Consider the following 23,478-nt stretch of genomic DNA (forward strand, 5'->3'; position numbering starts at 1 on the left):
GACTATGTAAAAGGACTTTATGGCCAACCCCCAGCTCCAATTTCAGAAGAAATGACTGAAAAAATCATTGGGAATGAGGAAGTTCTGACGGTTCGTCCGGCAGACTTGCTGGAACCTAAAATGGCTGATTTCGCAGCTGAATTGGGAGATTTAGGGGAGTCAACCGAGGACGTCTTGATGTACGCATTGTTCCCTTCGTTAGCTTTGCCTTTCTTGAAAAAACGCAAAGATCCATTTTATGATGTTCCTATCCAGGAAGTAACGATTACATATTAATGATAATCAAAGACTAATTGCGATTTTTGCAATTAGTCTTTTTTGGTATTTTTACGAATTAAAACAAAAACATTAAAATTTTCTCATTTTTGTGCTATTATAGTTCATAATCAAATAAGCAAATGGAATAGAGGGACTAAACAGTGAAAAAATATAATGTAGCAATTGTTGGAGCAACGGGTGCTGTTGGTGAAAAATTAATCCAGTTATTGGAAGATTCAAGTATTGCAATCAATGAGTTGCACTTGTTGGCTTCTGCACGTTCAGCAGGAAGAAAACTAATTTTTAATAGCCAAGAAGTAACCGTTGAGGAAACAACTGAATCCGCCTTTAAAGGTATTGATATTGCCTTTTTTAGCGCAGGCGGTTCTATCACCCAAAAATTTCATCAAGCAGCTCGCGATAGCGGTGCAATTGTGATTGATAATACGAGTGCGTTCAGAATGGATCCGAATACACCATTGGTTGTTCCGGAAGTAAATCCTGAAGCTCTGCGAGATCATACCTACCTGATTGCAAATCCGAACTGCTCTACCATCCAAATGGTGGCGGCGTTAAAGCCGATTGAAGCAGCCTTTGGGCTAGATCGCGTCATTGTTTCCACTTACCAGGCAGTCAGCGGAGCAGGTTTACATGCTTTGGAAGAATTAGAAGAGCAGACAAAAGCTGTATTGGCTGGGGAAGAACCTAAAGCAAATATCCTGCCATCTGGTGGAGACAAAAAACACTATCCGATTGCATTCAATGCAATTCCACAAATCGATCTTTTCTCTGAAGATGGTTATACTTTTGAAGAGTGGAAAATGATGAACGAAACGAAAAAAATCATGGGGCTGCCAAATTTGAAAATTGCAGCAACTTGTGTACGTATTCCTGTTATGAGTGGACATTCTGAATCTGTTTATATTGAAGTTGAAAAAGATGGGGTTACGGCAGATGAGATTCGGGAAGTATTGAAGGATGCTCCAGGAATTGTCCTTCAAGATGACCCCTCTACACAAACTTATCCGATGGTAATAACTGCGGTAGATAAGAAAGATACTTATGTAGGAAGAATTAGAAGAGATGTGGACAATCCCAAAGGTTTCCATTTGTGGATTGTTTCTGACAACCTTATTAAAGGGGCAGCATGGAATTCCATCCAAATTGCCGAAAAAATGATCGAAATGGCACTTGTATAAACTTCTTTTACTGTGCTTATTGTGACAAATTGGTAGTGGATAGGTTATAATGGATGAAAAGGGAGTATCGCTGACGAAACTATTGGAAAGTTCGTTCATTATTACCATCTATTTCGTGACTGAGAAGTGAAACCTTTTTAATGCGAATGTAAACTGCGGATGTTCTTATGTAATTCATTTGAACATCTCAGGAAGCAGGTTGCATTAAAGAGGTTATTTTTCTGAAAAAAGGTGATTGTGTTTTATAAGTTCTAAAGTCCTTCAGCGAAAAGATGACCAATAACTAATTAAGTTTAAAGAAGAGGTGTTTTATGAGTAAAATAAATATTATTCCGTTAGGTGGCGTACGCGAAAACGGAAAAAACATGTATGTAGTTGAAGTAGACGAATTAATTTTTGTGTTGGATTGTGGTTTGTTATATCCTGAAAATGAATTGCTGGGTATCGATATTGTTATTCCAGATTTCACATACTTAGAAGAAAATAAAAATCGTATCGCAGGTGTTTTCTTGACACACGGCCATGAAGATGCGGTAGGAGCATTACCATATTTCCTGGAAAATATTGACGTTCCTGTATTTGGTACAGAGTTAACCGTTGAATTGGCAAAGCTCTCGGTTAAAGAAACCGGCTTATCACCAAAATTTGATGGCTTCCATGTAGTCAATGAAAAAACAGCGATTGAATTTGAGAATGTTGTAGTCAAATTCTTCCGGACAACTCACTCAATTCCGGATTCAGTAGGTATCTGTATTCAAACCAAGGAAGGTAGTATTGTTTATACCGGTGATTTCAAGTTTGATCACAGTGCACCGGAAATGTACCGAACTGATTTCAGTAAAATCACAGCTATTGGCTCAGAAGGTGTCTTAGCCCTACTTAGTGATTCCAGTGATGCGGAATCTCCAGTGGAAAATGTAAGTGATTTACGTGTAACGGAAGAAATGGTTGATACCTTCAACAATGCTGATGGGCGTGTTATCGTTGCTTGTATTGCCAGCAATATCATGCGCCTGCAACAAGTATTTGACGCAGCTTTTCAAACAAAGCGTAAAATATTCATGACGGGGTCTAAATTAGTTGAAGTTGTGGATGCTGCCATAAAATTAGGCAAGTTAGTATTACCATCCCGTGATGTTCTAGTAACGCAAGAAAATCTAGATAGCATCAGCCCGGATGAAATTATTATTCTGGAAACTGGTCAAGCAGGCGATCCTATGGAAGCATTGCAACGCATGGCTAATAACAAACACCAACAAACGAACATTATTGAAGGTGACCTTGTTTACATTACAACGACTCCCTCTACATCAATGGAAAAAACCGTTGCTAAAACGAAAAACCTACTTTATCGTGCTGGGGCAACTGTTAAAGAAATCTCTGAAGCATTTAAAGTGTCAGGCCATGCAACACCAAATGATCTGAAACTGATGATTAATTTACTACAACCAAAATACTTTGTTCCCGTGCAAGGCGAATACCGTCTTCAAGCCGCTCACGCACAGTTAGCGAATGAAGTAGGCATTCCTTTCAAAAATATCTTCATTCCTAGTAAAGGGGATGTCATTGAATATAAAGATGGCCGTATTCGGATGGCAGGTCAAGTCCCGGCTGGAAACGTCTTAATTGACGGTATCGGCGTAGGGGATATCGGAAATATTGTTTTACGTGACCGTAAGTTGCTGGCTGATAATGGTATTTTTATTGCTGTCATCACCATTTCGCGTCGACAAGGTAAAATTTTATCAGGTCCAGAAATTATTTCTCGTGGTTTTGTTTATATGAAAGCCAGTGAAGACCTAATCAAGAACAGTACCGAGATTGCTCGTAAGGTAGTCGAAGATAACCTAAAGAATAAAGATTTTGAGTGGGCGACACTGAAGCAGGAGATCAGGGATTCTCTCAGCCGTTATTTATTTGAAGAAACGAAACGACGTCCCGTTATCTTGCCTATTATTATGGAAGCTTCCAGTTATTCAAAGAAATAAAAGGAGAGTAGATAGATGGGTTCAACAAGTTTAAAAGGTTGGATTGAGGCTATGGTGACAGTCGTTGTTACGGTTTTATTGTCACTGGTATCATTACAACTTAGTGGTTATTTGATTGTTTTAGCTGTTTTGCCGTTGGTGTTTTTCGCTCTTCGACGCGGATTGATTCAAGGTCTTCTGGCCAGTATTCTGGTCGGAATTACCATCTTGGTAATGAATTTAGGCGAAGCAGATGTGATGTCCGGATTGGTTACTTATTTCGGTCCTTACGGATTTATTGGTCTTAGCGGCTTGTTTGCTAGAAATACGCAACGAACCCTTAATAATAAAAGGTTTCCCAATGCTGCTTTGAATATTGTGACTGCTTCAATATTTGGTAGTTTCTTATTCTTCATTTGGCTGTTAGTCGAGTCAGGGGAATTAACGAGTGAGTTGATTGGATGGTCCATTACGGCTGCTATTGTGTCAATAATTTTGGTGATTGTCGCGAAAGTCGCGCCAAAAGCTTTTATACCCAAAGACACACCATTTTTAAGTCGAAAAGAAAAATCACGATTACTAAATGATTAAAATAAAGGGGATGGGATTTTAATTCCCTCTCCTTTTTTGTTATGAGTCAACAATCTGAAGCTGGAGTGAAATGGATGAACTTATGGGGACAAATCATACTCGCAATTATCTTCTTGAATACAGTTGGGGCAATCTATACCGTGTTTCATGAAAAAAGGGATGTTACAGCAACTTGGGCTTGGCTTTTAACACTAACGATGCTTCCTGTTATAGGTTTTATCCTATATTTTTTTATTGGAAAGAAAATGTCATCGGATCAAATCTATGACTTGAAGACACAAAAAAGTCTGGGAATGTCTGAATTGGCAGCATTTCAAAAAGAAATGCTTGAAGAAGAAGAATTCGAAAAGGCAGATGCAGATGAGGAATATCGCATTAACACGGCTATTTTGCTCTTAGAAACGAATGAATCGATATTGACACGTGGGAATAAGGTTGAAATCATAACCGATGGAGAAGAGAAATTTAATCGCTTTATTGAAGATATCAAAAGTGCCAAAGAGCATATCCATCTCCTCTATTACACTTTTCGGTCGGATGCTTTAGGTCAACGCATCATGGATGCCCTTGAAGAACGTGCGGAGGCAGGTGTGGAAGTTTTGGTTATATACGACGCATTGGGTTGCCGCGGCAATGACCGTGATTTTTTTGACCGTTTGGAAAGTTTAGGCGGAAAATCCGAGGTTTTCTTCGGTTCGAAAATTCCTTTTGTTAACTTACGAATGAACTACCGAAATCACCGAAAAATTTTGGTGGTGGATGGTAAAGTAGCCTATATGGGTGGATTTAATATCGGGGATGAATATTTAGGTTTAGGACCTTTAGGGAACTGGCGTGATACGCATTTGCGAATTCAAGGTAATGCTGTATTGACACTTCAGAGTCGTTTTTTTATGGACTGGAATGCTGTTGTACCTGAAGAAGAGCGTGTGAAATATGAGGATCGCTACTTCCCGATTTCATCAAAAGTGGGAAATACCACCATGCAAATTGCAGCCAGTGGTCCAGAGAATGATGTTCAAGCTATCAAAATGGGTTTCATCAAAATGATTAGTCAGGCTAAAAAATCAATTTACATCCAAACGCCATACTTTATACCGGATATGAGTGTTTATGAAATTATTAAAATGGCTGTAATGTCAGGTGTGGAAGTTAATATCATGATTCCCAGTAAGCCGGATCATCCGTTTGTTTACCGAGCGACTGAATATTTTGCCAAAGATATGTTGGCGTTCGGTGCGAATGTCTATATTTACCAAGATGGTTTTTTCCATTCAAAAGTAATGGTTATTGATAATGAGGTTTCGACTGTTGGATCAGCAAATATGGATGTTCGCAGTTTCCGTTTGAATTTTGAAATAAATTCTTTCATTTATGATCCTGATATTGCCCAAGAATTAATGACTCTTTTTAATAAAGACATCGAAAAAAGCTTAAAAGTAGACGGAGACTATTTTGAAAACCAATCGAAATGGCGGAAATTCAAACAGCAATTCTCTCGATTGTTATCACCGATTTTATAATAGAAGAAGACCTACCTGGTTAAAAGGTACGTCCTCAATTTGGATTTATTCGGCAATCTGGATTGCTAAAATTTGATCAATGTTGAAAAAATGGAGAAACTTCCGATTAAAGGATTCAAAAGTTACTTGTTTGTTTTGATTCACACCAGAACGGAACATCCCTTTCATGGTCGAACGCGTGTATGCATTTTTACCCAGTTTATGTTCAACCGTAATAAGGACAGTTTGTTTTCTTTCGGCTGCTTGGTTGGCAAAACGGATTACTTGGTACAAAGGCATCACAGCCTCAGTTAATACTGGATCGGCATGTGTCGTTTCGTTATTTTTGTTATGTAAAATATTACCAGATTTAAGTAGCGTAGGACGAGAATGCTCATTGTAGTAGTTTTCCATAGCGTTTCCTCCGAACGTTTGTTTGTATGTTATTATTATAGAACATCTGTTCGGAAAAGCAAGGAAAAAATCTTTTTTCGGGAAAATTCTCATTATCTTCCTATTATAAGTTGGTGCTAGATTAGGAATAAGCCGTTGAAATCGATTTGATACCTCATAATATAAACGTTATAATAATATCATGATTACAAAATTATTAAAAAATGGAGGTGGTATAGATGAATATGATAGCGGAAGTTAAAAAAATTGAACAAGAAGCGCGAGACTTGGAGAAGCATTATAAAGAAAAATTGGATGAAATGGAAAAGCATACCGGCTCCAGAATTGTTGAGATGAAAGATATTATCGAAAAAGATCTTAATGCTTACCAAAGCGAACAAGATGAATTGAAACGACAAAAACTTGAAATGATGAAGGATGAGCTAAAGCTAGAAGAAACGAAAGAAAAAGCAGCGCTGTCGTCTTTATACGACAAAAAACATTCTAAACTTGTCGATATTGTAATTGAAGAGGTGATAAAACAGTATGGCAATAGCTAAAATGAGTAAACTGAAACTCATTTCCTTTCAAGACCACAAGGAAGCAATCCTAAAAGAGTTACAGAGTTTGCAGAGTGTGGAATTGATTGACATGTCAGCCGAATATGCTGAAGTGCAAGCGATGAGTTCAGGACGTAGAGAACAACTAGAAATCCAAAGTAAGACCTTGGAAGATAAGTACAATCAATACCGTGATCAGCTCAATTTTTTGATTCAATATTTGCCTCAACCTAAGTTGTTGCAAAAATTAAGAACACCAAAACAAGCACTATCTCTTCAGGAGTTGGAAGAAGGCGTGGCAGCCATTAACCAACATGAAGTTTTGGAAAAAATCGAAGGAAGTCGCAAATTATTAAGGGAAAATGAACAGGCACTAGGTAATCTTCTGGAAGAAGAAGCATTTTTATCTAAATGGGAAAAACTTAATTATGTACCTTTTGAATCACATAACTTAAAACATCTGACTATGCTTACTGGTACAGTTCCCCAATCAGACTCCGACTCATTCATCCGAACCATCCGAGATAGTGGGCTCTTTTATATTGAAGAGATTTTTCAAACGCGAGATGAATACGGAATTTCAATTGTATATGATCACACTGATGAAAATGAAGCGAGAAAAAATCTAGATGAAAATCATTTTTCCCCGCTCGATTATCCTTTCTCGCAAATACCCGAACTAGAACTAAAAAGGGTTGCTGGGGATAGGGAAAAACTGCTTCAAGAAAATAAAGCAGTTAAAGAGCAGTTGAAAACAATGCGTAATGAAGAACAGGCATTGCAACTCATGATCGAAGATGCCTATGCTGAATTACAGCGTGTCCGAGGACAACAACTTATTGTTGATGAACGTCATTTATTTGTTCTTGAAGGATGGTTGGAAGAGAGCAAATTGGCAGATATGCGTGATATTCTTGAACAAAGGCTCGAATCAGCGGATTATGCAATAATAGTCGATGATGTCCAGGAAGAAGAAATCAGCAGAGTTCCGATTGTACTGAAAAATAGTAAATTTGTTGCTCCTTTCGAAAATATCACCGCCATGTACAGCTTGCCGAAATATAACGAGATGGATCCTACGCCATTCTTGATGCCGTTCTATTTATTATTCTTTGGGATGATGATGGCAGATGCCGGCTATGGGCTGCTCATGTTCTTGGCTACAGGCGCCGCGCTTAAATTCTTCCATATGAATAAAGCGATGAACAAAAACATTCTCTTTTTCCACCTACTCTCCTATCCAACCATCATTTGGGGATTGATTTATGGTTCGTTTTTCGGACTGGAACTACCTTTCATGTTGCTCTCGACGATGGATGACGTCAATACGATTCTTTTATTATCGGTCGTTTTTGGGGTTGTGCAAATCTTGTTGGGGCTTGGTCTTAAGGCTTATTTGCTCTTTAGAGATAAAGATGTGTTAGGTGCCATTTCCGATGGTGTGGGTTGGATTGTTATTTTCGTCGGGTTGATTGTCTTGATTATCGCAAGTATGGTATTCCCAAATGCTTTCTTGGCTACAATCGGTCAAGGTATTGCGATTGCAGGAGTCATTGCCATTCTATTGGCGACAACGCTAGCATCCAAAAATAAAGGGCTTGGATTTGGGCTCGGTTTATACAACTTGTACGGTATCACAGGTTATGTAGGGGATATCGTCAGTTATACACGTCTCATGGCGTTGGGAGTGTCTGGTAGTAGTATCGCGCTCGCTTTCAACATGATCATAGACTTCTTGCCGACTCCGGCACGCTTCACGGTAGGGATTTTGCTGTTTATCGTTCTGCACTTGATTAATATCGGGTTATCACTGTTGAGTGCCTATGTTCACGGTGCCCGGTTGATATTCGTTGAGTTTTTTGGGAAATTTTACGAAGGTGGCGGAAAAGCACTAGATCCTTTAAGAACTTCAGAAGAATATATTGAATTAAAAAATAATTACAACGGATAAATTGGAGGAATATTTTTATGGAAAACATGACTTGGTTACAATTCTTTATGGAAAACAACGGTGGGTTCATTTTTGCCGCTATGGGTGTGGCAATTGCAGTTATTTTGGCTGGTACAGGTTCCGCAAGAGGTGTGGGGATGACCGGGGAAGCAGCTGCTGCCTTGATTAAAGAACAACCTGAAAAATTTGGTAAGTCTTTGATTTTGCAACTATTACCTGGTACTCAAGGTTTGTACGGCTTCGTTATTGGCTTCTTGATTTACTTGAATATGACACCGGATATGGCATTGCAAGATGGCATGTACATGTTCATGGCGGCATTGCCAATTGCTTTTACAGGTTTGACATCAGGTATTGCTCAAGGTCGTGTAGCGACAGCAGGTCTGCAAATCTTGGCTAAACGCGAAGAACATAATACTAAAGGTATTATCTATTCTGCGATGGTTGAAACTTACGCGATTTTAGGATTTGTTATTTCCTTCCTATTAGTTCTAAACGGATAAAAACGAACGAAGGGATGGTTGATTACCAATGAAAGAATTAGAAACATTAGCAAATCAAATACTTGATCGTACGAAAGCAGAAGGCCAACAAAAAATAGCGGCCAAAGAAAAAGAACTCAATGAAAAATTGGAAGAAAATCGTCTCCGTTTTGTTGATTATCAGAAAAATCAAAAAGCCTCAATCCTTTCGAGAAGTCATGCGGAGTATGAACGCCAGTCTCAATCATTGCGCAATGAGAAACGTAATGTGTTACTGGGAGAAAAACAAGCAATCATGACCAAAATTTATGCTGGCGCAGTTGAGAGAATGACCGAATGGGATACTCTCACTTTCCAGAATTTTGCTAGTAACGTGTTGAAGCAATTTGAAGGACAAGCTATTAAAGTAACTGCTGGTGAAAAATCAGTTGCACACTTTACAGATGCGTTCTTGAAAAAATATCCGACCGTTACTTATTCCCAAGAAACAGTTCCAGCAAAAGCAGGGTTCATCGTGGAAGTCGGTGGCATTGATTACAATTATTTCTTTGACCAAATGGTGACGGAAATCAAAAAAGATTTTACACCCAAACTGGCCTCCCTTGCATTTCAAACAAATGAATAAGGGGTGAAGCAAGTATGAGAGATACTGACTACAAAGGTATCAATACCATGATTCGTACTTACGAATTGCGGTTACTAAAAAATGAAGATTTCGAACGTTTAATTAAAGCAGATTCATTAAAAGCGGCTCTTGATTTTCTGAAAAGTACGGATTATGACTTTGATATGGAAGAGGTCCTGCATAAAAAGAATTTCAATGACTTTTTGATGGCACATCTGGCACGTGTGTATAGCGAATTGTATGAGATAGTGCCCCAATCTGAACTGATAGATTTGTTCACATTGCGATACAGTTATCACAACTTGAAAGTTCTGTTGAAAGAACGTTTTTTGGAACAAGAACAAAGCGAACTTTTAATCCCAATTGGAATATCCATAGACTCATTACGTAAGTTAGTTGAAACACGTGAAAGTTCTATTGCTCATCCCATCATGGTGGATGCTGTTCGATCTGTATTGGAAGATTATGAAGAAAGTCACCGTATTGAAGCTGTGACAGTATATATGGATACGTATTATTTACGTCATCTCCGCGCAATCAGTGCCGAGGTTGATAATGAGGCGATTACAAAGATCACAGATTTGATCATCGATTTATATAACTTGAGTACGGTAGTGAGAAGTCAGAAACAGGATAAACCGCGTAGTCATTTATATGCGTTATTATCATCTGCTGGATCAATCGCTAAACAAGATATAATCGATGAATCCATTAATGGTTCAGTGGCTATTATTCGAAAGTTATACAGCGGTAAAAGTTACAGCAACCAATTGGAAAAAGTTATAACTAACAATGATTCTGTAAATACTTTGAAATTAGACAAAATGATGGATGATTTGATTCACGAAGTCGTTTCAAGTGGTTTATATGAACCGTTTGGACCGATGCCACTGATGGGTTACCTTTATGCCAAGGAAACAGAAATAACAAATTTGCGTTTGGTATTAGTGGGTAAAGATAACGATATAAGTGAAGAAATTCTGAGGGAAAGGGTGCGACAAGTTTATGGCTCATAATATTGGAGTTGTTGGCGATAAAGATTCCATCCTCCCGTTCAAAATACTAGGATTTTCGGTATTTGCAACCACAGATCCGACTGAAGCGCGTGAAATTATCGATCGCTTGACTAAAGAAAAGTACGGCATCATTTATTTAACGGAATCTTTGGCCCAACATATGCCGGATACAATCAGCCGTTATGATGCCACCTTGACGCCGGCCCTTATCCTGATCCCGAATCATAGTGGGTCATTGGGAATTGGTAAAAAGAGAATTCAAGACAATGTTGAAAAAGCAGTCGGACAAAACATTTTATAAGAGCAGGAGGGAACTTATTTGAAAAAAGGTAGAATTATAAAAGTTTCCGGTCCTTTAGTAATGGCAGAAGGCATGGAAGAAGCTAATATTCAAGATATCTGTCAAGTAGGCGATTTAGGTCTAATTGGCGAAATCATTGAAATGCGTAAAGATGTTGCCTCCATTCAAGTTTATGAAGAAACTTCAGGTATTGGACCAGGAGAACCAGTTGTGACGACTGGTGAAGCATTATCGGTGGAATTAGGACCTGGAATTGTATCCCAAATGTTTGATGGGATTCAGCGTCCACTTAACACCTTCATGGAAAAGACAAATAGTGATTACTTGGTTCGTGGTGTCCATGTGGATGCCCTGGATCACAGTAAAAATTGGGATTTTGAAGCAAAAGTGAACATCGGGGACAAAGTTGTTCCTGGTGATATTGTTGGAACGGTTCAAGAGACAAAAGTTATCGAGCATCGCGTTATGGTTCCTCATGGCATAACGGGAACTATCGCTTCAATCGAAAGTGGCTCTTACACATTAGATGATGTCGTATACACAATCGATACTGAGAATGGGACAAAGGAATTTACCTTAGTACAAAAATGGCCTGTTCGTCGAGGTCGTCCTGTCCAAAAGAAACTAAATCCCAATATCCCTTTAACGACTGGGCAGAGGGTTATTGATACCTTTTTCCCAATTACTAAAGGTGGTAGTGCTGCAGTTCCAGGCCCATTCGGTGCTGGGAAAACCGTTGTTCAACATCAAATTGCAAAATATGCTGACGTGGACTTGGTTGTTTATGTAGGTTGTGGTGAACGTGGAAACGAAATGACCGACGTATTGAATGAATTTCCAGAACTAGTCGATCCAAATACTGGTGAATCGTTGATGGAACGGACAATTCTAATTGCCAATACATCCAACATGCCGGTTGCTGCTCGTGAAGCTTCAATCTATACGGGTATCACAATTGCAGAGTACTTCCGTGACATGGGCTACAACGTTGCAATTATGGCTGACTCCACTTCACGTTGGGCAGAAGCATTGCGTGAAATGTCTGGTCGTCTAGAAGAAATGCCAGGGGATGAAGGTTATCCAGCATATCTAGGAAGCCGTATTGCTGAATATTATGAACGTGCAGGTCGAGTTGTCACATTGGGCAGTGAAGGACGTGAAGGTAGCATTTCTGCTATCGGTGCTGTTTCACCTCCTGGTGGAGATACATCCGAACCGGTTACTCAGAATACATTGCGTGTCGTTAAAATTTTCTGGGCCCTGGATGCTTCCTTGGCACAAAAACGTCACTTCCCGTCAATGGACTGGTTAACATCTTATTCCCTTTATAACACGGAAATTGGTGAATATATGGATGCTCATACCCATTCCGATTGGTCAGAAAAAGTACAACATGCGATGAACTTATTGTTAAAAGAAGCAGAACTTGAAGAAATCGTTAGATTGGTTGGTCTCGATTCCTTGTCAGAAAGAGATCGTTTGACAATGGCTATAGCTGAATCTATCCGTGAAGATTACTTACAACAAAATGCTTTTGATGATGTGGATACTTACACGTCTCAAGAAAAACAATACGTGATGCTGGATCTTATTCTGAGTTTGGAGGAAGAAGCAAAAGCAGCAATGGAGTTGGGTGCCTACTTCAAGGAAATTTACGAAGGCACGGCGGAAATTCGTGACCGGATTGCGCGCAGTAAGTTCATCTCTGAAGATAGAATTGAAGACATTAAACAAATCAAGACTGATTTGAAAGATACAATGCGTGATATCTTGGCTGAGGGAGGAATGACGAAGAATGCTTAAAGAATATAAAACAGTTACAGAAGTCGTCGGTCCTCTAATGGCCGTTGAAGGCATTGAGGGCGTCAAATTCGATGAATTGGTAGAAATTCAAATGCAAGACGGCACAATCCGTACGGGTCAAGTGCTGGAAGTTTCTGAAGATAAAGCCATGGTACAAATCTTCGAGGGACCATCTGGTATCAACATCAAGGACACAAAAGTGCGTTTCCAGGGCAAGCCTTTGTCCCTGAACGTGTCCGAAGATATGGTTGGCCGTGTATTTGATGGGATGGGCCGTGCAATAGACAATGGTCCAGAAATTATTCCCGAAAAATCGTTGGATATCAACGGTCAAGCAATTAATCCCGTTGCCCGTGATTATCCGGATGAATTTATCCAGACTGGCATTTCCGCCATTGACCACTTGAATACACTTGTGCGTGGGCAAAAATTGCCGGTTTTTTCTGGATCAGGATTACCACATAAAGAATTGGCAGCTCAAATTGCGCGTCAAGCCAGTGTTTTGAATAGCGATGAAAAATTTGCGGTCGTATTTGCGGCAATGGGAATTACTTTCGAGGAAGCAGAGTACTTCATGGAAGATTTCCGTAAAACGGGTGCGATTGATCGTTCAGTGATGTTTGTTAACTTGGCTGATGATCCAGCTATTGAAAGAATTGCAACACCGAAAATGGCTCTTACGACAGCTGAATATCTGGCATTTGAGAAGGATATGCATGTATTGGTAATCATGACAGATATGACGAACTACTGTGAGGCGTTGCGTGAAATCTCAGCTGCCCGTCGTGAAGTGCCAGGTCGTCGTGGTTATCCCGGTTACTTGTATACAAACTTATCGACCCTTTATGAACGTGCGGGACGTCTAGTGGGTAAAAAAGGTTCTGTTACCCAAATTCCGATCCTTTCAATGCCAGAAGATGATATCACGCATCCAATCCCTGACTTAACAGGGTATATTACGGAAGGACAAATTATCCTTTCCCGTGATTTGAACGGAGCGGGTATCAAACCACCAATCGACGTTCTTCCGTCCTTGTCACGTTTGAAAGACAAAGGTACAGGGGAAGGCAAAACACGTAAAGATCATGCCCCAACAATGAACCAATTGTTCGCAGCTTATGCTGAAGGAAAACAAGCGAAAGAATTGGCAGTTATTTTGGGAGAGTCTGCACTTTCGAAAACGGATAAATTATATGTTGAATTTACCAACCGTTTCGAGCAAGAGTATATCAATCAAGGTTTCTACAACAATCGAACAATCCAAGAATCATTGGATTTGGGTTGGGAATTGCTATCCATTTTACCTAAGTCTGAATTGAAGCGAATCAAGGCAGACATGATTGAAGAGTTCATGCTGAAAGGAGAGTGATCCTATGGCACGATTAAATGTCAAGCCTACCCGGATGGAATTGGCGTCCTTGAAGGATCGACTCCAACTTTCCACGCGAGGCCATAAACTCTTGAAGGACAAGCAAGATGAATTAATGCGTCGTTTCATTATTCTTATCAAAAAGAACAATCAATTACGTGACGAAGTCGAAGCGGAATTGATTGAATCCATGCAAGAGTTCGTCGTTGCTAAATCGCTCATAAATGAATCGTTCATTGAAGAGTTGTTTGTTGGCTCGGAAACAAATGTGACTTTGGATATCCAGGAGAAAAATGTCATGAGTGTCATTGTTCCTGAAATGCATTTTGATGTTAAAGAAACGGAAGTTTCTAGTGATGTGCAGTACGGCTATCTGAATTCAAGCAGTGAATTGGATGATGCAATTGAGCGGATTGAGACTGTTCTGCCAAAACTACTCGAGTTAAGTGAAATCGAAAAAACCTGTCAATTAATGGCGGATGAAATCGAAAAAACAAGGCGACGGGTTAATGCATTGGAATATCGGATGATTCCGCAATTACAAGAAACCATCCGCTATATTCAGATGAAATTGGAAGAAAACGAACGCTCTGCGATAGTCCGCATGATGAAAGTCAAGGACATGGGAAGATAGAACGCTAGGAAGCGTGTCATTAAAACTATAAATCAGCAAAGTGATTACTCAAATGCGTTTTACGCTTTGAGTAATCACTTTTTGCTTTAACCTGCTTACTCAGAGGGGGATTTAGGTTTGAGTAATCACTTTTGTCACAAAAACGATTACTCAAAAGCAAATATTGAGCTGAGTAATCACACCTATAGCTTAAACCCTCGACAGACTCGCAAAAATGATAAAAAAATGAAAAATAGTCCTGGTTGTTTTCACAAGGGTAACTTTGTGTTACACTGATAAGAAATATTACGTTACCTAAACGGTGATATCGAATGGATCAAAGTATAAAAATGGATGGTGGGTTACTAATGACCGAAAAAGGGTTATTAATTGTTTTGTCGGGACCTTCTGGTGTGGGTAAAGGGACAGTCAGGCAAGCAATTTTTTCAAAAGGCGAACGTGATTTTATGTATTCTATTTCTGCAACCACTCGTAAAAAACGAGAAGGCGAAGTTGATGGAGTTGATTATTTTTTCAAAACACGTGAAGAGTTTGAAAAAATGATCGAGAAGGATGAATTGTTGGAATATACCGAATATGTAGGCAATTATTATGGAACTCCTGTCGACTATGTTCAAAAAACATTAGATTCTGGAAAAGATATTTTTCTTGAAATCGAAGTACAGGGTGCAATGCAAGTCAAGGAAAGAATGCCAGAAGGTATTTATATCTTCTTGACACCACCAGATATGGATGAACTGGAATCTCGGATCGTGAATCGTGGAACAGATGAGTCACCTGTAATCCGCCAGCGCATGGAGAAAGCCATTGAAGAAATTGAATTAATGCGGTATTATGACTATGCTGTTGAAAATGATACGGTAGAAAATGCCGTAAACAAAGTACTGGCCATTATTCAGAGTGAACACTTAAAAGTTTCACGTTTATTAGAGTCAAAATTACCTAACCAAGGAGAGTGATTCAGTTATGATGTTATATCCATCTATTGATAAGTTATTGGATAAAGTGAATTCAAAATATACAATGGTCATTCTATCCGCTAAACGTGCACATGAATTGCATAACGATGGTGAGCCATTGTTGGATGAATACAAATCTTACAAAAATGTGGGCCGCGCATTGGAAGAAATTGTTGCTGGTGAATTAACTGCCACAGACGATAAATAGTATTGCCAATAAACAGAACTGCTGCATTTGCTCGTCAAATTCAGCAGTTTTTTAATTTTGTCTAAAATAGACAAGACATTGGATACGTTATCGAGTAAAATTAAAAATGGAAGCCTAATTTTGAAGGAGGAGTAAACATGAAGCAAATTGCTAAAGTCGTAGTGGATGTTCCGGTGATGCAAACGAATCAACCATACGATTATGCGATTCCTCCCCAACTGAAGGATCGATTACAAAAAGGAATGCGAGTTGAGGTCCCATTCGGGCCCCGGCAAATACAAGGTTTTATCGTCGACATTGTGGACGAAGCCGATTTTGAAGGGGAACTGAAAGAAATTGTAGGGCCTTTGGATTTAGAACCTGTCTTAACCGAGGAATTATTGCAGCTTGGGGAAGATATGGCAGATCAAATCTATGCATTCCGGATACATTGTTACCAAACCATGTTACCGCCTGTACTAAAAGCTAAATACGAAAAAGAATTCTATTTAACAAACGGGGAGCAGGGTAAAGAAGTTTATGAAGTTTTTCAGGGTGAAACAGTCATCAGTTGGGAAAGGGCTTTGGAAATGGAAGCTTTACCGCTTCTTCTGGAGTGGAAAAAGAAGGGACTCGTTGACATCCGTTACTTAGTTAAAAATAAGGCTAAAGTAAAAAAAGTGACCGTTTATCAAAGAAACCTTGAAGATTTGCGAATCAAAGAAGAAATGGAACAACTCTCCAAACAAGCAAAAAGCCAACGTTCGTTGCTGGAAATCCTTGCTGAAATTGAACCAGGTGCTATGTTAACCAAAGAGCAATTTCGTGAACAATTTGATATCACTCCTCGAACGCTCCAAATTGGCGTTGAAAAAGGATGGCTCAACTCCCAGGAAAAAGAAGTTTACCGTGATCCCTTAAAAAAACATCATTTTGAAAAGACTGACGCGAAAATATTGAATGAAGGGCAACTGGAAGCTTATGAGGCTGTTAAAGTTACCATTGATGCTAATCAACATGACGTGTTCCTGTTGAAAGGTGTAACCGGAAGCGGTAAGACTGAGGTTTATCTACAGTTGATCGGAGATGTTCTCGAGCAAAATAAAACCGCTTTGATGCTTGTTCCTGAGATTGCATTGACTCCGCAAATGGTTCGGCAATTCAAAGGAAGATTCGGTGAAGAAGTAGCGGTTATGCATAGTCGTCTATCAACCGGGGAAAAATACGATGAATGGCGGAAAATCAAACGTGGCGAAGCACGTGTCGTAGTAGGTGCGCGCTCATCCATTTTTTCACCTGTTGAGAATCTGGGGATTGTGATTATCGATGAGGAACATGAAACGACTTATAAACAAGAAGAAAATCCCAAATATCACGCGCGGAATGTAGCCATTTACCGAGCGAAGTACAATCATTGTCCGGTCGTATTAGGGAGTGCTACGCCTTCTCTGGAATCACGGGCACGCGCCCAGAAGAATGTTTTTCATTTGCTGGAATTGAAGGAAAGAGCGAACCAGCAAGATTTGCCTGACGTTCAGATTGTTGATATGCGGGAAGAATTCCAAAATAATAATCGTGGTAATTTTTCTCAAATATTGCAGGATAAAATACAGGACCGCATTCAAAAGAAGGAACAAACCGTTCTGCTTTTGAATCGGCGTGGATACAGTTCTTTCATTATGTGCAGGGATTGTGGGTATGTGCATGAATGTCCGAACTGTGATATCAGTATGACTTTCCATATGGATACCAAAGGGATGAAGTGTCATTATTGTGGCCATGAAGAACCAGTGCCGCACAGATGCCCAAAATGCCAGGGTAATCAGTTCCGTTATTATGGAACAGGAACCCAAAAAGTGGAAACTGAACTAAAAGAGCTATTTCCTGCAGCCAGAATCATTCGTATGGATGTGGATACGACCCGGAAAAAAGGGGACCATGAAAGGCTTTTAGCAGCATTTGGTCGTGGCGATGCGGATATTTTATTGGGAACGCAAATGATAGCCAAGGGGCTGGATTTCCCCAATATCACCTTGGTTGGTGTTATCAATGCTGATACATCGCTCAGCCTGCCTGATTTTCGATCATCTGAAAAAACGTTCCAGCTCTTAACACAAGTGAGTGGAAGGGCAGGACGATCGGAGTTGGTCGGGGAAGTAATCGTTCAGTCCTATAATCCGGATCATTACGCAATCCGTTATGCACAAAACCATAATTATGACGGATTTTATCGCCAAGAAATGGCATTACGTCATCAAGGTGGGTACCCTCCTTACTATTTCACGACCCAAATCACTGTCAGCGATTTGGACGAAAAAAAAGCCCAGGCAAAAATTTATGAAATAAATGCAAAATTGCGAAATAAACTTGGTCCAAAAACGATTATACTTGGACCTTCCAGAAGTTCGATTGCGCGAATGAACAATCGTTATTATTTCCAATTATTGATTAAATACAAACAAGAACCAGATTTACACGATGTACTGAAGGAAATATTGGACCAATCACAAAAAGATAATGCCAAGGGTTTGTACATTTCTATTGATACAGAACCTGTTAATTTCTTTTAAGGAGGCAATTACCGATGAAAAAAATTATATTTATGGGTACACCGGGATTTTCAGTCCCTATTTTAAAAGCCCTATTTGAAAGTGAATATGAAGTGGTAGCGGTCGTTACCCAACCGGATCGACCGGTAGGCAGAAAACGGACATTGACACCGCCACCTGTAAAGGAACTGGCATTGCAGTATCATGTGCCTGTTTTCCAGCCTGAGAAAATATCAGGTTCTCATGAGATGACGGAATTAATCAATTTAGAAGCAGATTTAATCGTTACAGCTGCTTATGGGCAATTTTTACCCACTAAATTATTGAATGCCCCTAAATACCGTGCAATTAACGTGCATGCCTCTTTACTTCCAAAATACCGTGGCGGGGCTCCTGTACACTATGCCATCATCGAGGGGGAAAAAGAGACGGGCGTTTCCATAATGTACATGGAAAAGAAAATGGATGCGGGCGATGTATTGGCGCAAAGAAGCATTCCAATTGAAGCAGAAGATGATGTTCAATCCATGTTTGACAAATTGAGTTTATTGGGAAGAGACCTTTTGATGGAAACTTTACCAAATTTATTTGCCGGGAACATTCATCCGATTCCACAGGACGAATCCAAAGTGACATTCTCACCTAATATTACTCGGGAACAAGAACGGATTGATTGGCAACAATCAGCCCCTCAAATTGCCAACAAAATTCGTGGAATGCGTCCATGGCCGGTTGCTCATGCTCTCTTTGAAGGCGCAAGATGTAAAATGTGGGCAGCTGTTCCAACCGAATTAACCAGTGAATCAGCTCCAGGCAGTATCATCAAATGGGATAAACAGGGAATTTATGTAGCTTGCGGGAACAATACCGTCTTACAAGTAACGGAGCTTCAACCAGCAGGCAAAAAAAGAATGACCGTAACTGACTTTTTAAATGGGAACGATATGGAAGCAATAGCAGAGATAGGATTTGATTAAATATGGTAAAAGGGAAAACGAATAAAATCGTCCATTCAGTTCGTTATTTGGCAATGGAAATTTTGACTGCAATTGAAACGGAAGGGGCCTATTCCAACATCCTTTTGAATGCAACCATTGAAAAAGAAGGTCTGGATGCGAAAGATGCAGGTTTATTAACTACGATTGTCTATGGTGTGACACAAAGGAAATTAACTCTGGACTATGGGTTATCTCCTTTCATCCGTGCACCCAAGAAATTGGAAAATTGGGTCTTGAACTTACTTCGCTTATCAGTTTATCAAATGCAGTATTTGGATAAAGTACCCGATCATGCTGTCTTGTATGATGCGGTAGAAATTGCCAAGAAAAAAGGCCATGTAGGCATTGCGAAGTTGGTCAATGGAATTTTGCGAAACGTTCAACGTAAGGGCCTACAGGATTGGAATGAAATCACAGATCCAAAAAAACGTATCAGCATCGGAGCCAGTGTGCCGGAATGGTTGGTCAAAAAATTCAGCAAAGAGTTAGGCGTTGAGAAAGCAGAACGTTTATTTTTCTCACTTCTTGAAGCGCCCTATGTTTCAGTGCGTGTTCAAAATACTGAAAAACTGACAAGTATTATGGAAGAATTGAGAGATGAAGGAAAAAATGTCGTTCCAAGCCCACTATCACCCGTTGGCTTACGTATCCTATCAGGGAAGGTGACAGATTCTCCTTTATTTATCAATGGTGAAATAACGATTCAAGACGAATCAAGCCAGCTTGTAGCTTTATTAGGACATTTAAAGGCTACAGATACCGTTTTGGATGCTTGTGCAGCCCCGGGTGGGAAAACCGTTCATATGGCTAGTTTTCTTGATGAGGGCGTTGTTCACGCTCTTGATATACATGACCATAAAATACATTTAATTGCGCAAAATGCGGATCGCATGAAAGTTTCGAATAGGGTGAAAACCCATCTATTAGATGCCAAGGATGTTCAAACGGTATTTCCAGAAAAAAGCTTCGATACTATTTTTGTGGATGCGCCTTGTTCAGGGCTTGGGTTGATGCGGCGTAAACCTGAGATTAAGTATGGGGTTACGAATGCAGCGATAAAAGCATTACACAGTGAGCAAATGGCGATTTTAAATGCTGTCACACCATTACTTAAAGATAACGGTCGTTTAGTTTACAGTACATGTACGCTGGCACCGGAGGAAAATCAAGGAACGATTGCAGCTTATTTAGAAGAACACCCTGAAATGCTTAAACAAACCATTGATTTTAATCAAGTTAAGATTCCCGAAACGATCGGCATTGAAGAGGGAATGTTGCAAATTTTCCCAGATGATTTTGGGACGGACGGCTTTTTCATCTGCACAATGGAGAAAAAGACCAAGTAGAGGAGACAGATAACGATGCATATTGCTTATAAAAGTGATGTTGGCAAAAACAGATCAACAAACGAGGATTATGTAAATTGGTTTAACAATAGAGGAAAGCAACCATTAATGATTCTTTGCGATGGGATGGGCGGTCACCGAGCGGGAGATGTTGCAAGTGAAATGGCCGTTTCACATATTGGTGAAGCCTGGAAAGATACGTCATTTTCAAATCCTGAATCTGTCTCTACCTGGTTATTAAACGCTATTCAAAAAGTGAATAGCTTGATTTTTCAAAAATCGCTTGATTTTGTAGACTTAGATGGAATGGGGACAACCCTTATTGCTGCAGCTCACGTAAAAGGACAGCTCATAATCGCCCATGTTGGTGACAGTAGGGCTTATTATTATCGTGATTTCCATATGAAACAACTGACTGAGGATCATTCATTAGTTCGAGAACTTGTTAAATCAGGAGAACTGACGCATGAAGAAGCCCAAAATCATCCGCAGAGAAATTTCATTACCCGTGCCGTAGGGGTAAAAGAAAAAATTCAAGTTGATTTAACATCGTTGCCAGTTGCGGCAGGTGATTTATTGATTCTCTGTACAGACGGTTTAAGCAGTGTCTTGGGTGATGAACAACTGAAACAGGTCCTGAAAAGCTGGATGACCATTGATGAGAAAGTAGACAAATTTATAGAACTTGCTAATGAGGCGGGGGGGCCAGATAACATTTCCGTACTTATAGCAGAATTCGAACAAGGAGAGGAGGGGAGATAGTGATTGGAGTCGGCACAAAAATCGGCGGACGATATAAAGTGCTATCTTTATTAGGAACTGGTGGAATGGCCCATGTCTATTTAGCCAGAGATTTAATTTTGGATCGAGATGTGGCTGTTAAAATTTTGCGATTTGACTTCCAAAACAATAAAGAAGCATTACGTCGTTTTCAAAGGGAAGCATTGTCCACAACTCAGCTCATTCATCCTAATATTGTTTCGGTTTATGATGTGGATGAAGATGATGGGATGCAATACATCGTTATGGAATATATCGAAGGGACCGATTTAAAAGAATATATCCAGAAACATGGAAAATCTACACCAGAAGATGCAATTCATATTATGAGTCAGGTTCTGTCAGCTATGGCGCTTGCCCATCAAAATCGTATCATCCATAGAGACATCAAACCGCAAAACTTATTGATTAGTAGAGATAACACGATAAAAGTGACTGACTTTGGTATAGCAGTTGCACTTTCCCATACATCAATTACCCAAACGAACTCATTACTTGGCTCAGTACATTATATTTCGCCAGAACAGGCACGCGGAAGTGTCACCACAACTAAATCTGATATTTATGCTTTAGGAATTGTTTTATACGAACTCCTGAGTGGAGAAGTTCCTTTTGATGGCGAATCGGCGGTATCCATTGCCTTGAAACACTTCCAGGAAGGGATGCCTTCTGTGCGTGATAAAAACGCTGCCGTTCCCCAAGCCTTGGAAAATGTTATTTTAAAAGCGACATCCAAAGAGCCTACAGATCGCTATAGTACATGTGAGGAAATGCAACAAGACTTGTTGACATCATTAAGCCCTTCTCGGTTAAAGGAAGCGACCTTCGTACCAGTTGCGATGCTTGATGAAACAAAAGTCCTCGAACCTATTAAGCCTTTAGAGACAGTCGAAACAAAAGCGGTTCTGATTGAAGATGAACCAGATTCAGATAAAACAGCGAAAAAAAATGAACGTCAAAATACACAGAAAAAAACAAAACGCGGAAAACTGGTCACGATATTCCTTGTTTTATTTGCTGCCCTCATGGTTCTCTTGGCAACCTTGTGGTTAAATCGCCCACCAACTCAGATCGAAATTCCTGAAGTCGTGAACGAAGATGAAGAAACTGCCAGGAGAATATTATCTGACTTGAATTTTGTTATCGGGGACGTACATACCCAATATCATCCTGACATAGATGAAGGCGAGGTCATCCGGACAAATCCTGAATCGGGAGAATTAGTAGACCCGGAGACAGAGATTGATTTATATATCAGTCAAGGAGAAGAACCGGTTAGATTGAATGACTATGTTGGGGCGGCCTATTCCCAAGTACGGGCTGAATTGCGCGATTTGGGTATTACCGTAGTGCGTGAGGATGTCTATGATCAAAGTGCGCTTGGCACAATCGTAAAACAAAGTATCGCGGCCGATACGGAAGTCATTCCGTCAGAAACAACGATTACCCTTCAAGTTAGTATGGAGGAAGAAGTGTTTACTATGGATAATTTGGCTGGATTCAATCAAGAGCAAATTGAAGCGTTCGCGGGAGAATTCGGATTGAATTTAACGATTGATACGGAAAACTCTGAAGATGTTGCTGAAGGGTTGATGATTTCACAATCAATTAGCCCCAGAAGTAATTTTCGAAGAGGGGATGAATTAAGAGTCGTTATTTCTTCAGGTCCAGCAGAGCCAGAAATAGTCGTGTTCTCAAAAGCCATTACAATTCCCTATGAAGCACCTAAGGAAGAATCAACAAGTGAATCTTCCGCGAGTGATAATGAATCTGAATCAAGCTCTTCCGTCAAAACAAAAAACCATATCGTGATTTATATGGCGGATTTGGATCATCAAATTTCTGAAGTGTTTAGAGAATTCGATATTGATGCCGACACACAAGTAACATTAAACTTTCGTATTCGTGAGGGAGAAACAGGCTCGTACACGGTTGAACGTGATGGTGAAGTCATCATAGAAGAAACCGAATTAACTCGGTAATAATTAGCCAAGGCTGGGACATTCCG

Annotated in this window: 21 protein-coding genes and 1 pseudogene; 21 read left to right on the forward strand and 1 reads right to left on the reverse strand. The window is 39.8% G+C overall.

All coding sequences use genetic code 11. The features are described from left to right. From ACTU7M_RS10910 to cls, 5 genes and pseudogenes are all read left to right on the forward strand, one after another. Positions 1-276 (forward strand): annotated as a pseudogene (locus ACTU7M_RS10910) (oxaloacetate decarboxylase subunit alpha); the annotation flags it as partial. A gap of 143 nt (positions 277-419) precedes the next feature. After that, complete coding sequence (locus tag ACTU7M_RS10915; protein ID WP_443474427.1) at positions 420-1,457, forward strand: aspartate-semialdehyde dehydrogenase; 1,038 nt, start codon at positions 420-422, stop codon at positions 1,455-1,457. 311 nt (positions 1,458-1,768) lie between these two features. Next, a complete protein-coding gene (locus ACTU7M_RS10920) occupies positions 1,769-3,445 on the forward strand; it encodes a ribonuclease J (RefSeq protein WP_443474428.1) in 1,677 nt (558 codons plus the stop codon). A gap of 15 nt (positions 3,446-3,460) precedes the next feature. Next, positions 3,461-4,015 (forward strand): energy-coupled thiamine transporter ThiT, encoded by a 555-nt coding sequence (locus ACTU7M_RS10925; protein WP_443474429.1) that lies wholly within the window; start codon positions 3,461-3,463, stop codon positions 4,013-4,015. 74 nt (positions 4,016-4,089) lie between these two features. Beyond that, the gene (gene cls, locus ACTU7M_RS10930; RefSeq protein WP_443474430.1) at positions 4,090-5,538 is read left to right on the forward strand and encodes a cardiolipin synthase; all 1,449 of its coding nucleotides are present in this window, start codon (positions 4,090-4,092) and stop codon (positions 5,536-5,538) included. A gap of 45 nt (positions 5,539-5,583) precedes the next feature. Here cls and ACTU7M_RS10935 read toward each other — a convergent pair whose 3' ends face one another. Beyond that, entirely contained in the window at positions 5,584-5,931 is a 348-nt protein-coding gene (locus ACTU7M_RS10935) for a hypothetical protein (protein WP_443474431.1), read from the reverse strand. Between the two features lie 218 nt (positions 5,932-6,149). On the opposite strand from ACTU7M_RS10935, the gene ACTU7M_RS10940 reads away from it, so the two are divergent. From ACTU7M_RS10940 to pknB, 16 genes are all read left to right on the forward strand, one after another. Then, the gene (locus ACTU7M_RS10940; RefSeq protein WP_443474432.1) at positions 6,150-6,470 is read left to right on the forward strand and encodes a hypothetical protein; all 321 of its coding nucleotides are present in this window, start codon (positions 6,150-6,152) and stop codon (positions 6,468-6,470) included. Beyond that, the gene (locus ACTU7M_RS10945) at positions 6,457-8,421 is read left to right on the forward strand and encodes a V-type ATP synthase subunit I (protein ID WP_443474433.1); all 1,965 of its coding nucleotides are present in this window, start codon (positions 6,457-6,459) and stop codon (positions 8,419-8,421) included. The genes ACTU7M_RS10940 and ACTU7M_RS10945 overlap by 14 nt, the downstream gene beginning before the upstream one ends. A gap of 26 nt (positions 8,422-8,447) precedes the next feature. Next, positions 8,448-8,924: a V-type ATP synthase subunit K gene (locus tag ACTU7M_RS10950; RefSeq protein ID WP_443474459.1), complete on the forward strand. Its 477-nt coding sequence runs from the start codon at positions 8,448-8,450 to the stop codon at positions 8,922-8,924. Positions 8,925-8,952: 28 nt separating this feature from the next. After that, positions 8,953-9,528, forward strand: a complete 576-nt coding sequence (locus tag ACTU7M_RS10955) for a V-type ATP synthase subunit E (protein WP_443474434.1) — start codon at positions 8,953-8,955, stop codon at positions 9,526-9,528. Positions 9,529-9,542: 14 nt separating this feature from the next. Continuing rightward, entirely contained in the window at positions 9,543-10,544 is a 1,002-nt protein-coding gene (locus ACTU7M_RS10960; RefSeq protein WP_443474435.1) for a V-type ATPase subunit, read from the forward strand. Beyond that, on the forward strand, positions 10,534-10,845 hold the full coding sequence (locus tag ACTU7M_RS10965) for a V-type ATP synthase subunit F (protein WP_443474436.1): 312 nt from the start codon (positions 10,534-10,536) through the stop codon (positions 10,843-10,845). Before ACTU7M_RS10960 ends, ACTU7M_RS10965 begins: the two co-directional genes overlap by 11 nt. An 18-nt stretch (positions 10,846-10,863) precedes the next feature. Beyond that, the gene (locus ACTU7M_RS10970) at positions 10,864-12,648 is read left to right on the forward strand and encodes a V-type ATP synthase subunit A (protein ID WP_443474437.1); all 1,785 of its coding nucleotides are present in this window, start codon (positions 10,864-10,866) and stop codon (positions 12,646-12,648) included. Then, entirely contained in the window at positions 12,641-14,017 is a 1,377-nt protein-coding gene (locus tag ACTU7M_RS10975; RefSeq protein ID WP_443474438.1) for a V-type ATP synthase subunit B, read from the forward strand. The genes ACTU7M_RS10970 and ACTU7M_RS10975 overlap by 8 nt, the downstream gene beginning before the upstream one ends. A gap of 4 nt (positions 14,018-14,021) precedes the next feature. Next, positions 14,022-14,651 (forward strand): V-type ATP synthase subunit D, encoded by a 630-nt coding sequence (locus ACTU7M_RS10980; RefSeq protein ID WP_443474439.1) that lies wholly within the window; start codon positions 14,022-14,024, stop codon positions 14,649-14,651. A gap of 347 nt (positions 14,652-14,998) precedes the next feature. After that, the gene (gene gmk / locus ACTU7M_RS10985) at positions 14,999-15,610 is read left to right on the forward strand and encodes a guanylate kinase (protein ID WP_443474460.1); all 612 of its coding nucleotides are present in this window, start codon (positions 14,999-15,001) and stop codon (positions 15,608-15,610) included. Positions 15,611-15,617: 7 nt separating this feature from the next. Further along, entirely contained in the window at positions 15,618-15,818 is a 201-nt protein-coding gene (rpoZ, locus tag ACTU7M_RS10990) for a DNA-directed RNA polymerase subunit omega (protein WP_443474440.1), read from the forward strand. Between the two features lie 137 nt (positions 15,819-15,955). Continuing rightward, complete coding sequence (gene priA / locus ACTU7M_RS10995) at positions 15,956-18,367, forward strand: primosomal protein N' (protein WP_443474441.1); 2,412 nt, start codon at positions 15,956-15,958, stop codon at positions 18,365-18,367. Positions 18,368-18,381: 14 nt separating this feature from the next. Then, entirely contained in the window at positions 18,382-19,323 is a 942-nt protein-coding gene (gene fmt / locus ACTU7M_RS11000; protein WP_443474442.1) for a methionyl-tRNA formyltransferase, read from the forward strand. Between the two features lie 2 nt (positions 19,324-19,325). Beyond that, positions 19,326-20,690, forward strand: coding sequence for a 16S rRNA (cytosine(967)-C(5))-methyltransferase RsmB (gene rsmB / locus ACTU7M_RS11005; protein ID WP_443474443.1), 1,365 nt, complete (start codon positions 19,326-19,328; stop codon positions 20,688-20,690). A gap of 15 nt (positions 20,691-20,705) precedes the next feature. Beyond that, positions 20,706-21,452: a Stp1/IreP family PP2C-type Ser/Thr phosphatase gene (locus ACTU7M_RS11010; RefSeq protein WP_443474444.1), complete on the forward strand. Its 747-nt coding sequence runs from the start codon at positions 20,706-20,708 to the stop codon at positions 21,450-21,452. Beyond that, positions 21,452-23,452, forward strand: coding sequence for a Stk1 family PASTA domain-containing Ser/Thr kinase (pknB, locus tag ACTU7M_RS11015; protein ID WP_443474445.1), 2,001 nt, complete (start codon positions 21,452-21,454; stop codon positions 23,450-23,452). Before ACTU7M_RS11010 ends, pknB begins: the two co-directional genes overlap by 1 nt. Positions 23,453-23,478 lie beyond the last annotated feature (26 nt).

The sequence above is a fragment of the Jeotgalibaca sp. A122 genome, from assembly GCF_052266715.1.
Classification (GTDB): Bacteria; Bacillota; Bacilli; order Lactobacillales; family Aerococcaceae; genus Jeotgalibaca.